The organism is Dehalobacter sp. DCA, assembly GCF_000305775.1.
Lineage (GTDB): Bacteria > Bacillota > Desulfitobacteriia > Desulfitobacteriales > Syntrophobotulaceae > Dehalobacter > Dehalobacter alkaniphilus.
The window spans coordinates 1748941-1766988 of record NC_018866.1 but is presented as its reverse complement, the minus strand read 5'-3'; the positions used below and the strand labels follow the sequence as shown (position 1 = coordinate 1766988).

18 protein-coding genes are annotated in these 18048 nt (G+C 45.2%); all 18 read left to right on the top strand.

Annotated features, from left to right (window positions below; genetic code table 11):
• Positions 1 to 5 precede the first annotated feature (5 nt).
• The 18 genes from DHBDCA_RS08460 to DHBDCA_RS14990 all read left to right on the top strand — a co-directional run bounded on the left by DHBDCA_RS08460 (position 6) and on the right by DHBDCA_RS14990 (position 18006).
• Positions 6 to 1148 (top strand): double-cubane-cluster-containing anaerobic reductase, encoded by a 1143-nt coding sequence (locus tag DHBDCA_RS08460; protein WP_015043808.1) that lies wholly within the window; start codon positions 6 to 8, stop codon positions 1146 to 1148.
• A gap of 309 nt (positions 1149 to 1457) precedes the next feature.
• Complete coding sequence (locus tag DHBDCA_RS08455) at positions 1458 to 1724, top strand: metal-sensing transcriptional repressor (protein ID WP_015043807.1); 267 nt, start codon at positions 1458 to 1460, stop codon at positions 1722 to 1724.
• A 94-nt stretch (positions 1725 to 1818) separates the two neighbouring features.
• Positions 1819 to 4275 (top strand): heavy metal translocating P-type ATPase, encoded by a 2457-nt coding sequence (locus tag DHBDCA_RS08450; protein WP_015043806.1) that lies wholly within the window; start codon positions 1819 to 1821, stop codon positions 4273 to 4275.
• A 28-nt stretch (positions 4276 to 4303) separates the two neighbouring features.
• Positions 4304 to 4519 carry a heavy-metal-associated domain-containing protein gene (locus DHBDCA_RS08445; RefSeq protein ID WP_015043805.1) on the top strand — a complete coding sequence of 72 codons (216 nt, stop codon included), beginning with the start codon at positions 4304 to 4306 and terminating at the stop codon, positions 4517 to 4519.
• Positions 4520 to 4521: 2 nt separating this feature from the next.
• The gene (locus DHBDCA_RS08440; RefSeq protein WP_015043804.1) at positions 4522 to 5289 is read left to right on the top strand and encodes a tRNA threonylcarbamoyladenosine dehydratase; all 768 of its coding nucleotides are present in this window, start codon (positions 4522 to 4524) and stop codon (positions 5287 to 5289) included.
• Positions 5290 to 5408: 119 nt separating this feature from the next.
• Positions 5409 to 5870: a MarR family winged helix-turn-helix transcriptional regulator gene (locus DHBDCA_RS08435; protein WP_015043803.1), complete on the top strand. Its 462-nt coding sequence runs from the start codon at positions 5409 to 5411 to the stop codon at positions 5868 to 5870.
• 284 nt (positions 5871 to 6154) lie between these two features.
• Complete coding sequence (larE, locus tag DHBDCA_RS08430; protein WP_015043802.1) at positions 6155 to 6970, top strand: ATP-dependent sacrificial sulfur transferase LarE; 816 nt, start codon at positions 6155 to 6157, stop codon at positions 6968 to 6970.
• Between the two features lie 42 nt (positions 6971 to 7012).
• A complete protein-coding gene (locus DHBDCA_RS08425; RefSeq protein WP_034378630.1) occupies positions 7013 to 7966 on the top strand; it encodes a serine O-acetyltransferase in 954 nt (317 codons plus the stop codon).
• A gap of 68 nt (positions 7967 to 8034) precedes the next feature.
• Entirely contained in the window at positions 8035 to 8481 is a 447-nt protein-coding gene (locus DHBDCA_RS08420) for an RrF2 family transcriptional regulator (protein WP_015043800.1), read from the top strand.
• Positions 8482 to 8720: 239 nt separating this feature from the next.
• Positions 8721 to 9650: a cysteine synthase A gene (gene cysK, locus DHBDCA_RS08415; RefSeq protein ID WP_015043799.1), complete on the top strand. Its 930-nt coding sequence runs from the start codon at positions 8721 to 8723 to the stop codon at positions 9648 to 9650.
• 90 nt (positions 9651 to 9740) lie between these two features.
• Complete coding sequence (gene pdxS, locus DHBDCA_RS08410) at positions 9741 to 10631, top strand: pyridoxal 5'-phosphate synthase lyase subunit PdxS (RefSeq protein WP_015043798.1); 891 nt, start codon at positions 9741 to 9743, stop codon at positions 10629 to 10631.
• A gap of 84 nt (positions 10632 to 10715) precedes the next feature.
• Positions 10716 to 11996 carry a homocysteine synthase gene (locus tag DHBDCA_RS08405; protein WP_015043797.1) on the top strand — a complete coding sequence of 427 codons (1281 nt, stop codon included), beginning with the start codon at positions 10716 to 10718 and terminating at the stop codon, positions 11994 to 11996.
• A gap of 187 nt (positions 11997 to 12183) precedes the next feature.
• Positions 12184 to 13260, top strand: a complete 1077-nt coding sequence (gene mnmA / locus DHBDCA_RS08400; protein WP_015043796.1) for a tRNA 2-thiouridine(34) synthase MnmA — start codon at positions 12184 to 12186, stop codon at positions 13258 to 13260.
• A 607-nt stretch (positions 13261 to 13867) separates the two neighbouring features.
• A complete protein-coding gene (locus DHBDCA_RS08395; RefSeq protein WP_015043795.1) occupies positions 13868 to 15067 on the top strand; it encodes a saccharopine dehydrogenase family protein in 1200 nt (399 codons plus the stop codon).
• 14 nt (positions 15068 to 15081) lie between these two features.
• On the top strand, positions 15082 to 16272 hold the full coding sequence (nspC, locus tag DHBDCA_RS08390; RefSeq protein ID WP_015043794.1) for a carboxynorspermidine decarboxylase: 1191 nt from the start codon (positions 15082 to 15084) through the stop codon (positions 16270 to 16272).
• 134 nt (positions 16273 to 16406) lie between these two features.
• The gene (gene metA, locus DHBDCA_RS08385; RefSeq protein WP_015043793.1) at positions 16407 to 17339 is read left to right on the top strand and encodes a homoserine O-acetyltransferase MetA; all 933 of its coding nucleotides are present in this window, start codon (positions 16407 to 16409) and stop codon (positions 17337 to 17339) included.
• A 115-nt stretch (positions 17340 to 17454) separates the two neighbouring features.
• Positions 17455 to 17715, top strand: coding sequence for a GIY-YIG nuclease family protein (locus tag DHBDCA_RS08380; RefSeq protein ID WP_202951860.1), 261 nt, complete (start codon positions 17455 to 17457; stop codon positions 17713 to 17715).
• A gap of 123 nt (positions 17716 to 17838) precedes the next feature.
• Positions 17839 to 18006 carry a DUF1540 domain-containing protein gene (locus DHBDCA_RS14990; protein ID WP_015043791.1) on the top strand — a complete coding sequence of 56 codons (168 nt, stop codon included), beginning with the start codon at positions 17839 to 17841 and terminating at the stop codon, positions 18004 to 18006.
• The last annotated feature ends 42 nt before the right edge of the window (positions 18007 to 18048 follow it).

The window sequence follows — 18048 nt, the reverse complement described above, 5'->3', positions numbered from 1 at the left end:
GAAAAATGAGAGCTCAAACAATGGCTTACTTCGACCAGCTGATCCCTAGCGGGATGGTCATGGCCAAGGAGGCCAAGGAACAAGGCAGAAATGTAGTAGGGTATTATTGTGTATTTTCCCCGATAGAACTCATCGAGGCTGCAGGGGCAGTGCCAGTTGGGCTTTGTGCGACCAAACAGGAACCGATAGCCGAGGCGGAAAAAGTGCTGCCGCGTAATCTATGTCCGCTGGTCAAATCCAGTTACGGCTTCGCTGTAAGCGGCAAATGTCCCTTTTTTCATTTTGCAGATATCGTTCTGGCCGAAACGACCTGTGACGGCAAGAAAAAGATGTACGAGCTGTTGGCGGAGCATAAACCGATGATCGTACTGGATATTCCGAATAGCTCCAATCTGGAAGACAGACAGGCCCATTGGGTCAAACAGATTTACCGAGCCAAGGATTATTTTGAAAAGAATTTAGATGTCAAGATCAGCAAAGAAAAACTTGCTGAGGTCATCAGGACCTACAACGAGGAAAGAAAGCTTTTAATGGAACTGGTTAGTCTCAATAAACTGCATCCGACTCCAATTTCAGGTACAGATCTGCTAAAAGTGCTGTGGGGAAGAAGCTTCCAGTTCAAACGCGATGAATACACTGCCAAGGTCAAGGAACTGATTGCTGAACTAAAAGAAATGACAGCAAAAGGTGAAGGTGCCTCCCAGTCTTCCAGCAAACGGATACTCATCACAGGATGTCCTACGGGCACCGGACAGGAAAAAGTCATGCAGGTTATTGAAGAAGCAGGCGGAGCGATTGTGCTGCAAGAATCCTGCAGCGGCATTAAAGGTCTGGTTGATCTTGTATCCGAGGAAATGGATCCGTTCGAAGCCCTGGCTGAAAAATACAGCAAGATCCCGTGCTCCTGCAGTTCCCCAAATACCGGCCGCTTTGAACTGCTGAGCAGACTGGTTCAGGAATACAAAGTGGACGGGGTAGTGGATATCACGCTGCAAGCCTGTCATACGTACAATATTGAATCTTATTCGATCAAGGAACATTTGAAAAAGAACCACAACATCCCGCTTCTACAGATTGAAACAGACTACAGCGATGCTGACCGCCAGCAGATCAAGCTCAGAGTTGATGCCTTTTTGGAAATGTTGTAGAATAGCAATTCTCTTCGAGTGCCGCTAATTAATGAAAACCACTTTCTCCTGCGATGTTAGATGATCTATGTTCGCAGGAGAAAGTGGTTTTTTGGTATTAAGATAAAAATTGATCAGGGTTAACAGGATGATGAAGACGAGATGGAGAGCAGACCGACTGCTTTTGTCTTTTTCATTTTGATTATTTACAATGGAACTGCACAATCAACAGCTGCTGTGTTATCAACACACACGGTTGACTTATTATGATCGGCATATTATGATTACCTTAGCCCCTCCCCGCTGGGGAGGGGCTAAGGAGGTAATTAATTGAACACTCAAAAAAAACAAGCCCTTCAGGCTTTAAAAACAGCTCAGGGCCAAATTGAAGCGACAATTAAGATGATTGAAGAGGGAAGGTATTGCGTCGATGTATCAAATCAAATCCTTGCGACACAATCCCTCTTGAAAAAAGCAAATTTGCTGATCCTGAAACAGCATATGGAGCACTGTGTAACCGAAGCTTTCGAACAGGGTAACGGCAGGGAAAAAATTGATGAGATCATGGCAATCCTGGCAAAGGTGACCAATAAATAAAGGCCAATAAATACAAAATAAATACAATAGGTAATAAATTTGACAAAAAAATAGATAATTATATGAGGGCTAGATCACTGAAAAGAGGTACACGATGATGCAAAAGTCGCTGAAAATAGAAGGAATGACCTGTGCAGCCTGTGCCAGAGCGGTAGAAAGAGTAACGAAAAAGCTTGATGGCATATCTGAAAGCAATGTGAACCTGGCGACGGAAAAGCTGAATATCGTTTTTGATGAAACAAAAATTTCAGTTGCGGATATCCAGGCAGCTGTGGAAAAAGCAGGCTATAAAGCGCTGACCGATACAGCCAGCAAGACACTGAAAATAGAGGGGATGACCTGCACATCTTGCGCAAAGGCTGTCGAAAGAGCCGTACGGAAACTGCAGGGCGTTGAAGAGGCCAATGTTAACTTTGCCACAGAGAAATTAAACATCCGCTATGAACCTTCCCTGCTGCGTGTTTCAGATATCAAAAAGACTGTTGAAAAAGCCGGATACAGCGCTCTGGAAGAAGCAAAGATTGATGAAGACAAAGAAAAAAAAGAAAGGGAAAGAAAAGCTCTCTGGCGGAGGTTTATGCTGTCCGCTATCTTTACGGTTCCGCTTTTAAGTATTACGATGGGACATATGTTTGGCAGTGCTGTTGGCTTTCATTTGCCGGAAATGATTGATCCGATGATGAATCCTTTAAACTTCGCCCTTATCCAGCTGATTCTTGTTCTGCCTGTGATGATCGCAGGTTATAAGTTCTTTGCCATTGGGTTTAAAACGCTACTCAAGGGAAGCCCGAATATGGATTCGCTCATTGCAATGGGTACTTCGGCAGGGTTCATTTATGGAGTCTTTGCAGTTTTTCAGATTTTCAGGGGAAATACTGAATATGCGAATCATCTGTACTTTGAAGCGGCAGGTGTGATTTTGACACTGATTACACTGGGCAAATATCTGGAATCTGTAACGAAGGGCAAGACCTCGGAAGCGATTAAAAAGTTGATGGGGCTTACACCGAAGACGGCCATCATTATCCGGGATGGGAAAGAAATTGAGATCCCGATCGAAGAGGTTGAGACCGGTGATATTATCTTTGTGAAACCGGGAGAGAAAATGCCTGTTGACGGTAATGTCGTTGAAGGGACTACTTCCGTGGATGAATCCATGCTGACCGGAGAAAGCATTCCGGTAGAAAAGAATCCCAGGGATGCGATCATCGGGGCCAGCATTAATAAAAACGGGATCATTAAATATGTAGCGACCAAAGTCGGAAAGGACACGGTCCTCGCGCAGATCATCAAATTGGTTGAGGAAGCACAGGGCTCCAAAGCGCCGATCGCAAAGCTGGCCGACGTGATTTCCGGTTACTTTGTACCGGCGGTGATGGGGATTGCTCTGCTCTCGGCTTTAGGATGGTATTTTATTGGTGGGCAGTCCTTGGTCTTTGCGCTGACTATCTTTATATCGGTACTCGTTATCGCCTGCCCATGTGCTCTGGGGCTGGCCACACCAACCGCGATCATGGTCGGAACAGGCAAAGGCGCCGAATATGGGGTCTTGATCAAGAGCGGAGTAGCCTTAGAAACGACACATAAAATTAATACCATCGTTTTTGATAAAACCGGTACGATCACGGAAGGGAAACCCAAAGTCACAGACGTTATTACTGCTGATGGGATCAGTCAAAACGATCTTCTGCAGCTTGCCGCCTCAGCCGAAAAAGGATCGGAGCACCCGCTTGGAGAAGCAATTGTTAAGGAAGCTGAGGATAAGAAGCTTAGCTTTAAGAAACCAGATGTGTTTAAGGCAATTCCCGGTCAGGGGATCGAAGTACAGATCGAAGGCAGAGCTATGTTGCTTGGCAACAAAAAAATGATGGGCGAAAGGGGAATATCTCTTCTTCACTTTGAGGGAACCTCGGATCAATTGGCCAGAGAAGGCAAGACTCCGATGTATATTGCGATCGATAACACCTTAGCTGGAATTATTGCTGTAGCCGATACGGTCAAAGAAAACAGCAGTAGGGCGATTGAAATCCTCCACAAAATGAATATTGAAGTTGTCATGATTACCGGTGACAACCAAAGAACGGCCGAGGCTATCGCCAAATTGGTCGGAATCGACAGAACGCTGGCTGAAGTCCTGCCTCAGGATAAGGCAAACGAAGTGAAGAAGCTCCAACAGGAAGGCAGGAAGGTCGCCATGGTCGGCGACGGCATCAACGACGCTCCGGCCCTCGCCCAGGCAGATATCGGGATAGCTATCGGTTCAGGCACGGACGTTGCGATGGAATCCGCGGATATTATTCTGATGCGAAGCGACCTGCTCGATGTTCCGGCTGCGATCCAGTTAAGCAAAAATACAATCAGAAATATTAAGCAAAATTTATTTTGGGCATTTGGTTACAATATCCTTGGTATCCCTATTGCGATGGGAATCCTGTATATCTTTGGAGGCCCCCTGCTGAATCCGGCCATTGCCGCCGCTGTCATGAGCTTTAGCTCGGTGTCGGTATTGCTGAATGCACTGAGACTAAAACGGTTCAGGCCGGTAAGATAACTCAATTAATCTATGAGGAGTGTAAAACATGAAAAAGAAAATTGCAATCGAAGGCATGAGCTGCAGCCACTGTGTCAGTCATGTAAAAGAGGCCTTAAGTGAATTTGAAGGTGTAACAGAGGTCGATGTGAATTTGGAGTCCAAGACGGCCATACTGGAATCATTAAGTGACATCAAAGATGAAGCGATTCAATTAGCGATTGAGGATGCCGGTTACGGAGTCGTAGGAATCGAGGTCTTATAATTATGCAAAATCAGTTTTCCCGTACGGCATTGTTGATTGGTCAGGAGGGCCTGTCAAAACTTCAGAGCAGCAAAGTGTATATTTTCGGTTTGGGCGGGGTCGGCTCCTATACGGCCGAAGCCCTGGCCAGAGCTGGTATAGGTTTCTTTAAACTTGTCGATTTTGATGAGATTTGCCTGACAAACATTAACCGGCAGCTTCATGCCTTGCACTCGACGATTGGTAAAGCCAAGGTTGAGGTAATGAAACAAAGGATACTGGATATCAACCCCAACGCAAAAATAGAAACCTTCCAGTTCTTTTATCAAGAGGAAGGAGCTGAAGTTTTCTTTGCCGAGAAACCGGATTATGTGGTTGATGCAATCGATACGGTAAAAAGCAAAGTAAGTCTGGCCAAAGAATGTCACCGGAGAGGGATTCCGCTCATCTCGTGTATGGGAGCCGGCAACCGTCTGGATGCACTCAGTTTTCGCGTCGCCGATATATCCAAAACAAGCGGCTGCCCTTTAGCCAAAGCAGTACGCAAACTCCTGAAACGGGAAGGTATTACGCAGGGGTTCAAAGTCGTCTTTTCTCCGGAACCTACTTTGAAGCCTTTGGAACAGGAAACGAGCTGCGAGTCCAATTGTATTTGCCCCAGTGGTGATGCCCACTGTTCCTTGAAACGTCAGATCCCCGGTAGTATATCTTACGTTCCATCGATGGCTGGTCTGCTGATGGCAGGGGAAGTCGTTAAGGATATTATCAAGAAAAATTTTAATCGGGATTAAAATAACCCTATTTTGGGAATGATGATTGAAAATTGTTGGTTTCACGGTGAATATGGAGTAAAAAATGACTTGACGAACAACAATAAGTAGTTGTATTATACAACTAAGGAGAGGTGCCGATGAAAAACAACCGTCAATTGCTTTGTCTGCTTGCTGAAATGACTAAAGCGTCCAGATGCTGCCAGCAGGATGCGATCCTTGGCGGGGGTGTCACGTTTACCCAGTTTTATATTCTGGACCTCGTAGGAAGCTATGGTACAATGCAGCTTTCGGATTTACACCCATTACTTGGCGTCGAAAAAAGTACCTCGACGAGACTGATTGAACCCCTTGTCCAGCAGGAGTTGATTGTCAAGCAAAGGTCTGAAATTGACTGCAGGGCCATAAATCTGGTCCTGACAGGCAAAGGTCAGAAAACGAAGGACGATTTATGGAAACGCGTAGATCTTTTTTTAAGAAAACTATCGGCGGAAATCCCGGAAGAAAAACAAGAAGAAGTTTACGAGAACGCATGGATATTTCTCAAAGCGGTGAAAAGAGTTCTTAATCAAGATTGCTTTGAGATGAATATGATGCCTTAGGAAATTTCCGGTGAGAGGAGGTGTACACAAATGTTTACAAAACATTGGATGTTGCGTGAAACCGCTCATTGCAAAGAAGGCTGCATAATTTAGTCTTGGGGAAGACGGTAAACTCCCTGGAAGAGCTCGTTAATCGGGCTCTTTTTTCAGCTTGCTGCGTTTGGCAGTGTTTTTTCAATCTAACCATCTGATCCTATTAAAACCATAGAAATTATGGTATATTAAGCTGAAAAGAATATCATACAGCTTAATAAACATTCAGATATACAAAAAGAGGCTGATCAATGGATTACAAAGATAAACTTGTTCTGCTGAAACAAGAACTCAAGAATATGGATAGGGTAATGATTGCATTTTCCGGAGGGGTGGACAGTACTTTCTTAGTGAAAGTTTCCGAAGACGTTCTTGGTAAAAATGTGATCGCCGTAACGGCTAAATCTGTTGCTTTCCCGGAGAGAGAGATTCGGGAAGCTGTGCAATTTTGCCGGCAGGAAGGGATTAGTCATTTGCTTATTGAATCCGAAGAGCTGGATGATCCTGAATTCGGTAAAAATCCTTTTAATCGCTGTTATCTCTGTAAAAAACAATTGTTCAGTAAAATATTGGGGATCGCGGCTGAATACGACGCAAAATATATCGTGGAAGGATCCAATGCGGATGATTTAAGCGATTATCGTCCGGGAAGGCAGGCTTTAGAAGAGCTGGGTATACAGAGCCCGCTGCTCCAGGCGGGGCTGACGAAAGAAGAAATACGCCTTCTCTCCAAAGAATATGGCTTGACAACCTGGGATAAACCCTCATTTGCCTGTTTGTCTTCCAGAATCCCCTATGGTGAAGAGATCAACGAAAAGAAACTAAAGATGATTGATTTGGCAGAACAGTATTTGCACGATTTGGGATTCCGTCAAGTCAGAGTGCGCCACCATGGTGATATTGCCCGGATCGAGGTATCTCCGCAGGAGAATACAAAGATAGTCCAATCGGATTTAGCACAGAAGATCTATAAGACATTTGCTGATATTGGATTTACTTATACAACACTTGACCTGAAGGGTTACCGTAGCGGCAGCATGAATGAAAAGATTAACACAAACGGCTGAGACCATCTGCTTATGTAAATTTAAATATTCGGGGGAATCATTATGAGGGAAAATCGTAACACACGAATGAATCAACTTGTTTCGCGTATTGTCTCCAGCTATCAGGAACAACCCAATCCCTACAACCAGTTGTCCTGTCAGCTTCCGAACAGGGATGTTATCATCGAGATTATTCATCTCTTGCGGCAGCTTTTATTCCCGGGGTATTTTGGCAAGCAAAACCTGACTGAAAGCACTTTGGAATATCATGTCGGAAACCTGCTGATCGAGATCAACGAAAAACTGAATCAACAGATAACCCATGCGCTCAGGCATCAACATGACAATGCGGCATCTTGCGATGATATAGAAATCAGTGAAAAGACAGGAGAAATATGCTCGCATTTCTTGAGCAAAATCCCGGAAATAAGGGAATATCTGGCCCTGGATGTACAGGCTGCTTTTGACGGAGACCCGGCTGCTGATGATAAAGCGCTTGTAATCTTTGCATATCCAGGTCTTTTGGCAGTCAGTATTTACCGGCTTGCGCACGAGCTTTACCTGCTCTCTGTTCCGTTGATCCCCAGGATAATGACTGAATTTGCTCATAACGAGACTGGAATTGATATTCACGCAGGTGCCAAGATCGGCAAATATTTCTTCATTGACCATGGTACGGGCGTCGTTATTGGCGAAACTACTATTGTTGGCGATAATGTTAAGATCTATCAGGGTGTAACGCTGGGAGCCCTATCCACCAGAGGCGGGCAAAGCCTTCGCAGCCAAAAGCGCCATCCGACAATTGAAGATAATGTGACTGTCTATTCCGGAGCCTCAATATTTGGCGGGGAAACGATCATCGGAAAAGGTTCAGTTATTGGCAGTAACGTGTTTATCACCCAATCTGTCCCGCCTGGAACCAGGGTAATCATCAAAAATCCGGATCTAATCTTTAAGGGGCAGGAAACGCAAAAAGATAAGATGGAACTGACAAACGAGCTGGACCTGGATACTTGATGAAAATAGCTAAAGAGGCGCTGGTTGAGTGCAATTTGAAAATTTGAAGAAAGGAAAGAAGGGTTAACTTGAAAATATCAACAAAAGGAAGATATGGTCTTCGAGCGATTCTGGATGTAGCCCTGAATGAGCACGCTGGTCCGGTAACCATTCATAGTATTTCTGAACGTCAGGATTTATCTGAACGCTATTTGGAACAACTGCTCATTACATTGAAACAGAATGGACTGATTAAGAGTATCCGTGGATTCCAAGGAGGATATATTTTAAGCAGAGAGCCCGAAAGTATTACGGTCGGTGACACGATTAGGGCTTTGGAAGGACCGATTTCTCCCGTCGATTGTGTCAATGACAGTAATCCTGGTTCTTGTTCCAGAGCAGAATTGTGTGTGACTAAACTCGTTTGGGACGATTTGAAAAATGCTATGGTTAAGGTGCTGGATTCGTATACATTGGCAGACCTGATGGCTGAATATGAGAAAATGAACAATTCCTTTGATCATTATTGCATTTGATAGAATTAGAGTTCAGCTTACCGCAATTGCCGGGATGATCAACAAATCCCGAAAAATAGACTTTCCTGCCCCATGGTTGTTTACGCAGCCATGGGGCTATTTTTTTTGGCGCTCCCGCTTTGACAATCTAAATCGATTTAAATTTGAAATAGTATTGACAAATTCCTGAAATATAACTATGATGTCTTTAAACACTACTAAAACCATAGACATTATAGTATTTAGGAGGAGGTATTGATATGAGTAAAATCTATGAAGGGCTTACCGATTTAATTGGCGGAACTCCATTGGTTAAACTAAAGAAACTTACGATCGGACTAAATGCAGAGATTGTAGCCAAGCTGGAATCCTTTAATCCGGGCGGAAGTGTCAAAGACAGAATTGCGCTGCATATGATCAAAACGGCTGAGGAAAAAGGATTGATCAATACAAATTCGGTGATCATTGAACCAACGAGCGGAAATACCGGAATTGGCCTCGCTTTTGTGACTGCTGCCAGAGGGTACCGGTTGATTCTGACCATGCCGGACACGATGAGTGTTGAAAGGCGCAGCTTGCTTAAAGCCTATGGTGCCGAACTTGTATTAACCCCTGGGGCTGAGGGGATGAAAGGAGCCATCCAAAAGGCGATGGAGCTGGCAAAGGAGACACCGAACTCTTTTATTCCTCAGCAGTTTGAAAATCCGGCCAATCCTGAAATTCACCGTAAAACAACGGCCGAAGAAATTTGGAATGACACAGACGGTGAGGTTGAGATTATCGTAGGCGGCGTTGGTACTGGTGGGACGGTTACTGGGGTTGGTGAAATTCTCAAATCACGGAAATCTAATATAAAGGTGATTGCGGTAGAACCAAATGACTCACCTGTTTTATCAGGAGGCAAGCCTGGGCCGCACAAGATACAGGGAATCGGAGCAGGATTTGTCCCTCAGGTCCTTAATCTGGGGGTCGTCGATGAGATTATTAAAGTTACGAATGAACAGGCTTTTGAAACGGGACGCAGGCTGGCCAGGGAGGAAGGACTCTTGGTTGGGATCTCCTCCGGCGCCGCAGCCTATGCAGCCCTGGAAGTGGCTAAACGTCCGGAAAACGAAGGGAAACGGATTGTAGTTGTTCTTCCCGATACCGGAGAACGTTATCTGAGTACGTCGCTATTCCAGGAGGGTTAAGATTATAAGCAAGCGTAGATGAAGATAATATTATTAATGATCTTGCAGAACGTACACCAATGAAAACTAAGCATAACTTCGGAGGCCATAATGAGCGAAACAGAAAAAGGGACATGGAAACTGAAAACAGGATTGGCAGAAATGTTGAAAGGCGGAGTTATCATGGATGTGACGACTCCGGATCAGGCAAAAATTGCAGAAGAAGCTGGGGCTTGCGCAGTTATGGCCTTGGAACGTGTTCCGGCAGATATACGGGCTGCCGGCGGGGTAGCCAGAATGGCTGACCCAACGATTATTTTAAAGATCATGGATGCGGTTACGATTCCGGTCATGGCCAAGGCAAGGATTGGACATTTTGTCGAAGCACAGGTTTTAGAAAGTCTGGGCGCTGACTATATTGATGAAAGTGAAGTCCTTACCCCGGCTGATGACCTGTATCACATTGATAAACATGCCTTTGCGGTACCCTTCGTTTGCGGAGCCCGCAATCTGGGAGAGGCCTTGCGTCGGATCGGAGAAGGCGCAGCGATGATCAGGACCAAAGGGGAACCCGGAACGGGGAATATCGTGGAAGCAGTAAGGCATATGCGGACGGTACAGAGTGAAATCAGAAGATTGAAGACAATGCCGAAAGAAGAGCTGATGACTGCCGCCAAAGAAATGGGAGCACCTTATAATCTGGTATTGTCTGTCGCCGAAAACGGGAAGCTGCCGGTCGTGAATTTTGCGGCTGGCGGAATCGCAACTCCGGCGGACGCCGCCTTAATGATGCAATTGGGTGTAGATGGGATCTTTGTAGGATCGGGAATCTTCAAGTCTTCAAATCCGAGGAATCGCGCCAAGGCTATTGTCCTGGCCACGACGCACCATAACGAACCCGAGGCCTTAGCTGAAATATCCCGAAATCTAGGGGAAGCAATGCCGGGATTGGAGATCTCCACGATCAGCGTCAGCGAACGAATGCAGGAACGCGGCTGGTAACAGAGATCCCAAAACATAAAACTTAAAGATCAGTTGAATATTCAAAAAAATAAAATACGAATATATAATGAGGAGATGTTTAATATGAGCAAAGAAAATTGGAAATTTGATACCCTGCAGGTTCATGCAGGCCAGGTTCCGGATCCAACTACCGGATCCAGAGCCGTCCCGATTTATCAGACTACATCCTATGTGTTCAGGGATGCTAAGCATGGCGCCGATTTGTTTTCCTTGGCAGAACCTGGCAATATCTACACTCGGATCATGAATCCAACATCGGATGTTCTGGAACAGAGAATTGCTGCGCTCGAAGGCGGCGTCGGGGCGCTTGCTGTAGGATCGGGTTCTGCAGCCATTACTTACGCCATTCTGAATATCGCCGGGGCCGGAGATGAGATTATCTCTGCCAGCACACTGTATGGAGGGACACATAATCTTTTTGCGATTACGCTTCCGAAGCTGGGGATCAAGACCCATTTTGTCAATCCGGATGATCCCGCGAATTTTAAGAAAGCCATCACGGAGAAGACCAAAGCCATTTATATTGAATCGATAGGCAATCCAGGGATCAATATCATCGATATTGAAGCAGTTGCCAAAGTAGCCCATGATAACGGAATACCGCTTATTATCGACAATACATTTGCAACGCCATATCTTCTGAGACCTATCGAATACGGTGCAGATATTGTGGTCCATTCAGCAACCAAGTTTATTGGGGGGCATGGCACATCCATCGGCGGGCTGATCATTGACGGCGGAAAATTTGACTGGGCAGCCAGCGGCAAGTTCCCTGGATTTACAGAACCGGATCCGAGTTACAACGGATTGGTTTATGCAACATTGGGTGCACCGGCTTTTATTCTAAAAGCCAGAGTGCAGCTCTTGCGAGATACCGGCGCAGCACTGAGCCCGTTTAATTCTTTCCTGTTTATCCAGGGTCTTGAAACTTTGTCTTTGCGTGTTAAACAGCACGTGGCCAACACCTGGAAAGTTGTTGATTATTTGAAAAACCACCTCAAGGTTTCGTGGGTGAATTACCCGGGATTGAAAGACAATAAATATTTTGATTTATCGTTAAAATATTTTCCGCAAGGCCCTGGCTCTATATTTACATTTGGCATTAAAGGCGGCGCGGAAGCGGGAGTAAAATTGATCAACAATCTTGAGCTGTTCTCGCTGCTTGCCAATGTTGCAGATGCCAAATCCCTTGTTATACATCCTGCTAGTACCACGCATGCCCAGCTCTCCGAGGAAGAACAGCGGGCCGCCGGGGTAACACCCGATATGATCCGGCTGTCGATTGGAATTGAAGATGCCGATGATATCATTGCTGATCTGGAACAGGCTTTTGCCAAACTATAACGAATAACTTACGGGCAATAAGAATTGTGTCGGGCAAATGTTTGGTAAAAGCCAAGCATTTGCCTTCTTCCATTGGGATTAGATGAGTCTATTTGGAATATATCGGACTTTAAGATGGCAGGATAACAAAATATTTGTTTGCAATTCATTTCAACTGAACCAATGATCAAGCAACGGGAGAATGGATATGAAAAAAACCGTAGTGGTTGCTATGAGCGGCGGCGTCGACAGTTCAGTTGCCGCTCTGTTGTTAAAAAGAGAAGGATACCGGGTTATCGGTGTCACCATGCAGATCTGGCCGCAGTCGGAGGACAAAGCCAAAGCGTGCTGCAGCCTCGAGGCAGTCAATGATGCCCGCAGAGTGGCCTGGAAGCTTAAAATTCCATATTACGTGATGAATTTCAGGAAGGAGTTTGAAGACAAGGTTATTGACAACTTCTGCAGTGAATATCTTCGAGGAAGAACGCCTAATCCATGTATCGAATGCAACAAGCATCTGAAATTTGATTCTTTGCTGCAGAAAGCCCGTGGTTTGGGGGCGGATTATATTGCAACTGGGCACTATGTCAGGAAGGAGTATGATGACAAAACACAGCAGTGGGTGCTGAAAGCAGGGATTGATGAGACGAAAGACCAGAGTTACGCACTCTATCATCTGACTCAGGATCAGCTTGCCCATACTTTTTTTCCCCTGGGTGAATATCGCAAAGCGGATGTCAGGCAGATTGCTGAAGGGGAAGGACTGGCTGTCGCCAAAAAAGCAGAGAGCCAGGATATTTGTTTTGTCGAGGGAACAGCAGGTGATTTTATTGAAGGATACCGTCAATTGAAGAATGTCCAGGGGGTTATCGTTGATTCTCGGGGGATGATTCTCGGCAGACATAAGGGAATATACCGCTATACAGTCGGGCAGCATAAGGGACTCGGACTGGCGCTCGGTTTTCCTGTTTATGTTACTTCGATTGATGCTGAAACCAATACGATCAGGGTCGGATCAAAGGACGAGCTTTTCAGCTCAGGCCTGCATGTTGAGAATGTGCATTATATTTCCGGTGTGTTTCCAGAACAGATTCAAAACATCCTGGTGAAGATCAGATACAATGCGCCAAAAGTATCCGCGGTGGTCAATTCTCTGGAAAATGGGACAGCCGTAGTGATCTTTGGAGAAAAACAGCGTGCGGTGACTCCCGGACAGGCGGTCGTATTTTACGACGGAGAAAGCGTCTTAGGAGGAGGTACAATCCGAGAAACTATTAAATGCTAAAGTTTTGCCCTGATGGAAGAAGTACACGAGATTCATAAGTAGCTATAAAATCGAATGGGGTAACAAAAATATATAAAATTTGAAGCTTGTTACTAATTTATAAAAACTATTGAAATATCTTGAAATATTAGATATAATTTCAGTTGCGAAAAGAGGCAGTAGAGCCTTTTCAGCAAAGAATTTTTTGACCGTTCTCTGCAGAAGCTATAGAGGACCAAGGCCATACGGACAGCCGGGTCAAAAGCCGAAGTTGGCAACTTTGTTGCCTTATTGATTGAGCCGGGGCGGCTCGAAGCGTTATGAGTTGGCTAATTCATAGCCGTGTGCAAATCCGCTGCACATCACACTTGTGAAACGATCAATAAGAGTAGTAAAAGTAATTCCTTGCTATATAGACTCTGAAACCTCGAAAGCTGAATAAATAACTCTAAATGGAAAGGGTCTTCGCCCTTGACGTAAATAGAGCCAAATAAACAAGTTTTTCATGATCGTCGCGCTTAGGTGTGGTGTACTGCCCTGTTTTGCAGTACCGCTTCTAAGTGTTTTTTATTTTGGTACAAGTTTTTTGAGTTGGGCAAAAATCATTTTAGCGATTGGAGGAATTACTATGGGAAAAGTACTCGTTATCGGCTGCGGCGGCGTCGCCGGTGTGGCAATCCACAAAATCTGCCAGAATTCAGAGGCTTTTGGTGAACTGTGTATTGCCAGCCGTACGAAATCAAAATGCGATGCTTTAGCGGAAAAACTGGGCAGAGGTAAAACAAAAATCACAACAGCCCAGGTGGATGCTGACAACGTGGAAGAACTGATCGCGCTGATCAACAAAGAAAAGCCTGATGTTGTGCTGAATCTGGCATTACCGTATCAGGACCTGCATATTATGGATGCCTGTCTGGCCACAAAGACCAGTTATGTAGATACCGCCAATTATGAGCCTGAGGAGACTGCCCACTTTGAATATAAATGGCAGTGGGCCTATCGGGAGAAATTTAAAGAAGCAGGGATAACCGCCTTGCTCGGTTCAGGTTTTGATCCGGGGGTTACCGGGGTATTCAGTGCCTACGCCCTGAAGCACCACTTCGATGAGATTCATGAGATTGACATTCTCGACTGTAATGGCGGCGACCATGGCTATCCATTTGCAACAAACTTCAACCCTGAGATTAATATCCGGGAAGTCACGGCTAAAGGCAGCTACTGGGAAAACGGCCACTGGGCAGAAACTGAGCCGATGGAGATCAAAAGAGCGTACAATTTCAAGGGTGTCGGCGTCAAGGATATGTACCTGCTGCACCACGAGGAATTGGAAAGTCTGGCGCTGAATATTAAAGGCATCAAACGCATCCGTTTCTTTATGACTTTCGGACAAAGCTACCTGACACATCTGAAATGTCTCGAGAACGTTGGTATGACGAGCATTGAGCCTATTAATTATAATGGAATGGAAATCATCCCTTTGCAGTTCTTAAAAGCTGTCCTGCCGGATCCGGCTTCCCTTGGTCCGCGTACCAAGGGCAAAACCAATATTGGCTGCATTTTCAAGGGAATTAAAGACGGCAAGGAAAAAACCTACTATCTGTATAACATCTGCGATCATGAGGAGTGCTATCGAGAAGTAGGAAGCCAAGCCATCAGCTATACCACCGGCGTGCCGGCGATGATCGGGGCGATGTTGGTTATGAATGGTACCTGGGCGAAACCTGGTGTTTATAATATGGAAGAGTTTGATCCCGATCCTTTTATGGAAGCACTCAATAAATGGGGTCTGCCCTGGGAAGAAGACTTCAATCCGGCGCTGGTACCCTGATGGGAAACGCAATAATGGATCTGTACGCAAGAGAACAGAATACTGAACAGAAGGCTGTAGAAACAGAAAATGCGGAGAACTGGTTTGACCGTGTTCCAACTCCGAGCTATGTGGTTGATGAAAATCTGTTAATATCAAATTTAGAAATTTTACAAGACGTTCAGGAACAGAGCGGAGCAAAAATTCTGCTCGCCCAGAAGGCATTTTCAATGTTCGGGGTATACCCTTTGATTGCCCAATATTTGTGCGGAACAACAGCCAGCGGTTTGTACGAGGCGAAGCTTGGCCGCGAAAAATTTGGCAAAGAAGTGCATATTTTCAGCCCGGCTTACCGGGAGGATGAATTCGATGAGATCTTGACTGTATCTGATCATATCATATTCAATAGCTTTTCTCAGTGGGATAAGTTTGGTAAGCTGGCGCTTGCCGCAGGGGCAGAATGCGGCCTGCGGATCAACCCGGAATGTTCCACCCAGGAAGGTCATGGCATGTATGATCCGTGCGGACCCTATTCCAGACTCGGTGTGACCAGGGCAAACTTTAAGCAGGATCGGCTCAAAGGCCTTTCCGGACTGCATCTGCATACGTTGTGCGAACAAAATGCCGATGCGCTGGTGACAACGGTTGAAGCCTTTGAGAAGTCGTTTAGTCAGTTCTTGCCTGGGATGAAATGGCTGAATCTTGGTGGGGGGCACCACATTACACGTGAAGATTACGATCGGGAGCTTCTGATTCGGACCATCAAGCGTCTGCGGGAAACCTATGGCATTACCGTGTACCTGGAACCTGGCGAAGCGATCGCGCTGAATGCCGGTTTTCTGGTCTCATCCGTGCTGGATACGCTGCTTAACGGTATGAACATTGCTATCCTGGATGCCTCAGCTGCTTGTCATATGCCGGATGTACTGGAAGTTCCGTACCGTCCCCGGATAGTTGGCTCAGGGCAGCCCGGAGAAAAGAAAACTACGTACCGTCTTGGGGGGCCAACCTGCCTGGCCGGCGATATCATCGGGGATTATTCATTTGATCGGGCCTTAAATCCCGGAGACCGCCTTGTCTTCTGTGATATGGCAATTTACTCCATGGTCAAAAACAATACATTCAATGGGATACGGCTGCCGGATATTGTCCTGAACAAGGCTGACGGTACCATTCAGACTGTCCGTAGCTTCGGCTATGAGGATTTTAAAAACCGTCTGTCTTAAATGGAATGCCAGTTTTTCATTATGAGACAGGCCTTTTGAAAATATGGTATTCTCAGTGAAAATAGGTTATACTGTTCTATTGGAGCATGCAATTGAGCAAATACTGTTGACACTGAACTTGAGGAGGAAAGCTAATGCCGATCAAAATTCCGGACGATTTACCGGCAAAAGAAATCCTGGAGAATGAAAATATATTTATTATGGGTGAAGACCGGGCACAGCACCAGGATATTCGTCCTTTAAGAATAGCACTGCTTAATTTAATGCCTACCAAAATCGTTACCGAAACGCAGTATTTGCGCTTGATGAGCAACTCACCTCTGCAAATAGAGATAACACTGCTCTACACTTGGACGCATAAGCCTGCAAATACTTCGGAAGAGCATTTAAGCAGGTTCTACAGCTCTTTTGATGAAGTGAAAGATCAAAAATTTGATGGTCTGATTATCACCGGTGCACCGGTCGAAAATCTGGAATTTGAAGATGTAGACTACTGGGATGAACTCAAACAGATCATGAAGTGGAGCCTTACCAACGTTTATTCAACCATACATGTCTGCTGGGGAGCCCAGGCGGGATTATACTATCATTATGGGATTCCGAAATATCCGCTTGACAGTAAAATGTTTGGGATATTCAACCATAAGATTATCAGTCATAACAACAACAATAATTTTCTGCGGGGATTTGACGAAGTATTCAATGCACCGCATTCCCGCCATACGGAAGTCCGGATTGAAGACATTGAAAAGCATCCGGAACTGGAAGTCCTGGCAACGTCGGATGACGCTGGTGTCTATATGGTCGCCGGGAAGCATGGCCGACATCTTTTTGTTACCGGCCATCCCGAGTATGATGCGCTTACGCTGAAAACCGAGTATGATCGGGATGTGAATAAAGCCCTGGATATCGCGGTCCCCAATAATTACTTTCCTAATGATGATCTGAAGAGAATGCCTCAGGTCACCTGGAGAGGACATGCCAATTTACTGTTTTTAAATTGGCTGAACTACTATGTATACCAGCAGACGTCTTTCGACCTTGGACAATTGGCTGAGTCGGACTGAGTTCTAAGTTGCTAAGCCAACTGAGCCAGATTAAATTAACTTAACTGTTTTGTTAAGCTTAAATTTTGAAGCTTTAGATAGCATGCGTATCTTTTTCTTTTTGGGGGCTTCCGGATTGTTTTATGTTTATATTGTAGAATGCAAAGATGGGACACTGTATACGGGTTGGACTGTGGACATACAGAAGAGGCTGACAGCTCATAACAGGGGTAAGGGTGCAAAATATACCCGGTCACGGTTTCCTGTTGTCCTCAAATATCTGGAACAGGTGGCATCCAAACCGGAAGCATTTCAAAGGGAATACAGCATCAAACAATTGACTAGGGAACAAAAATATCAGCTGATTGCCCAAAGCAAGTCGGATCAAATTACCTGATGGAATGTCAGGTTATTTTTTTACATAAAAATTAAGCACAGAATTTACCTTTCCGGCCACAGAATATTTTCTTTTTAGCGGTCCATAATAAAACGAAAATATTAAAACGGAGGTATTTTTGCGATGAAAGCCAAGAAGATGCAAGGACCTAACACTGGAATCAGATGTGTGGTCAATACCTGTTATTATTATATGGATGGGGATCACTGTACAGCTGAAAAAATTGAAGTGCAGCCCCGGAATGCAGCTGATTCCGAGCAGACTGACTGTGCGACCTTCATCAAAGAATAACAGGAAAAATGGAGGGGGGATACGCTACTTTGTCCCCTCTTT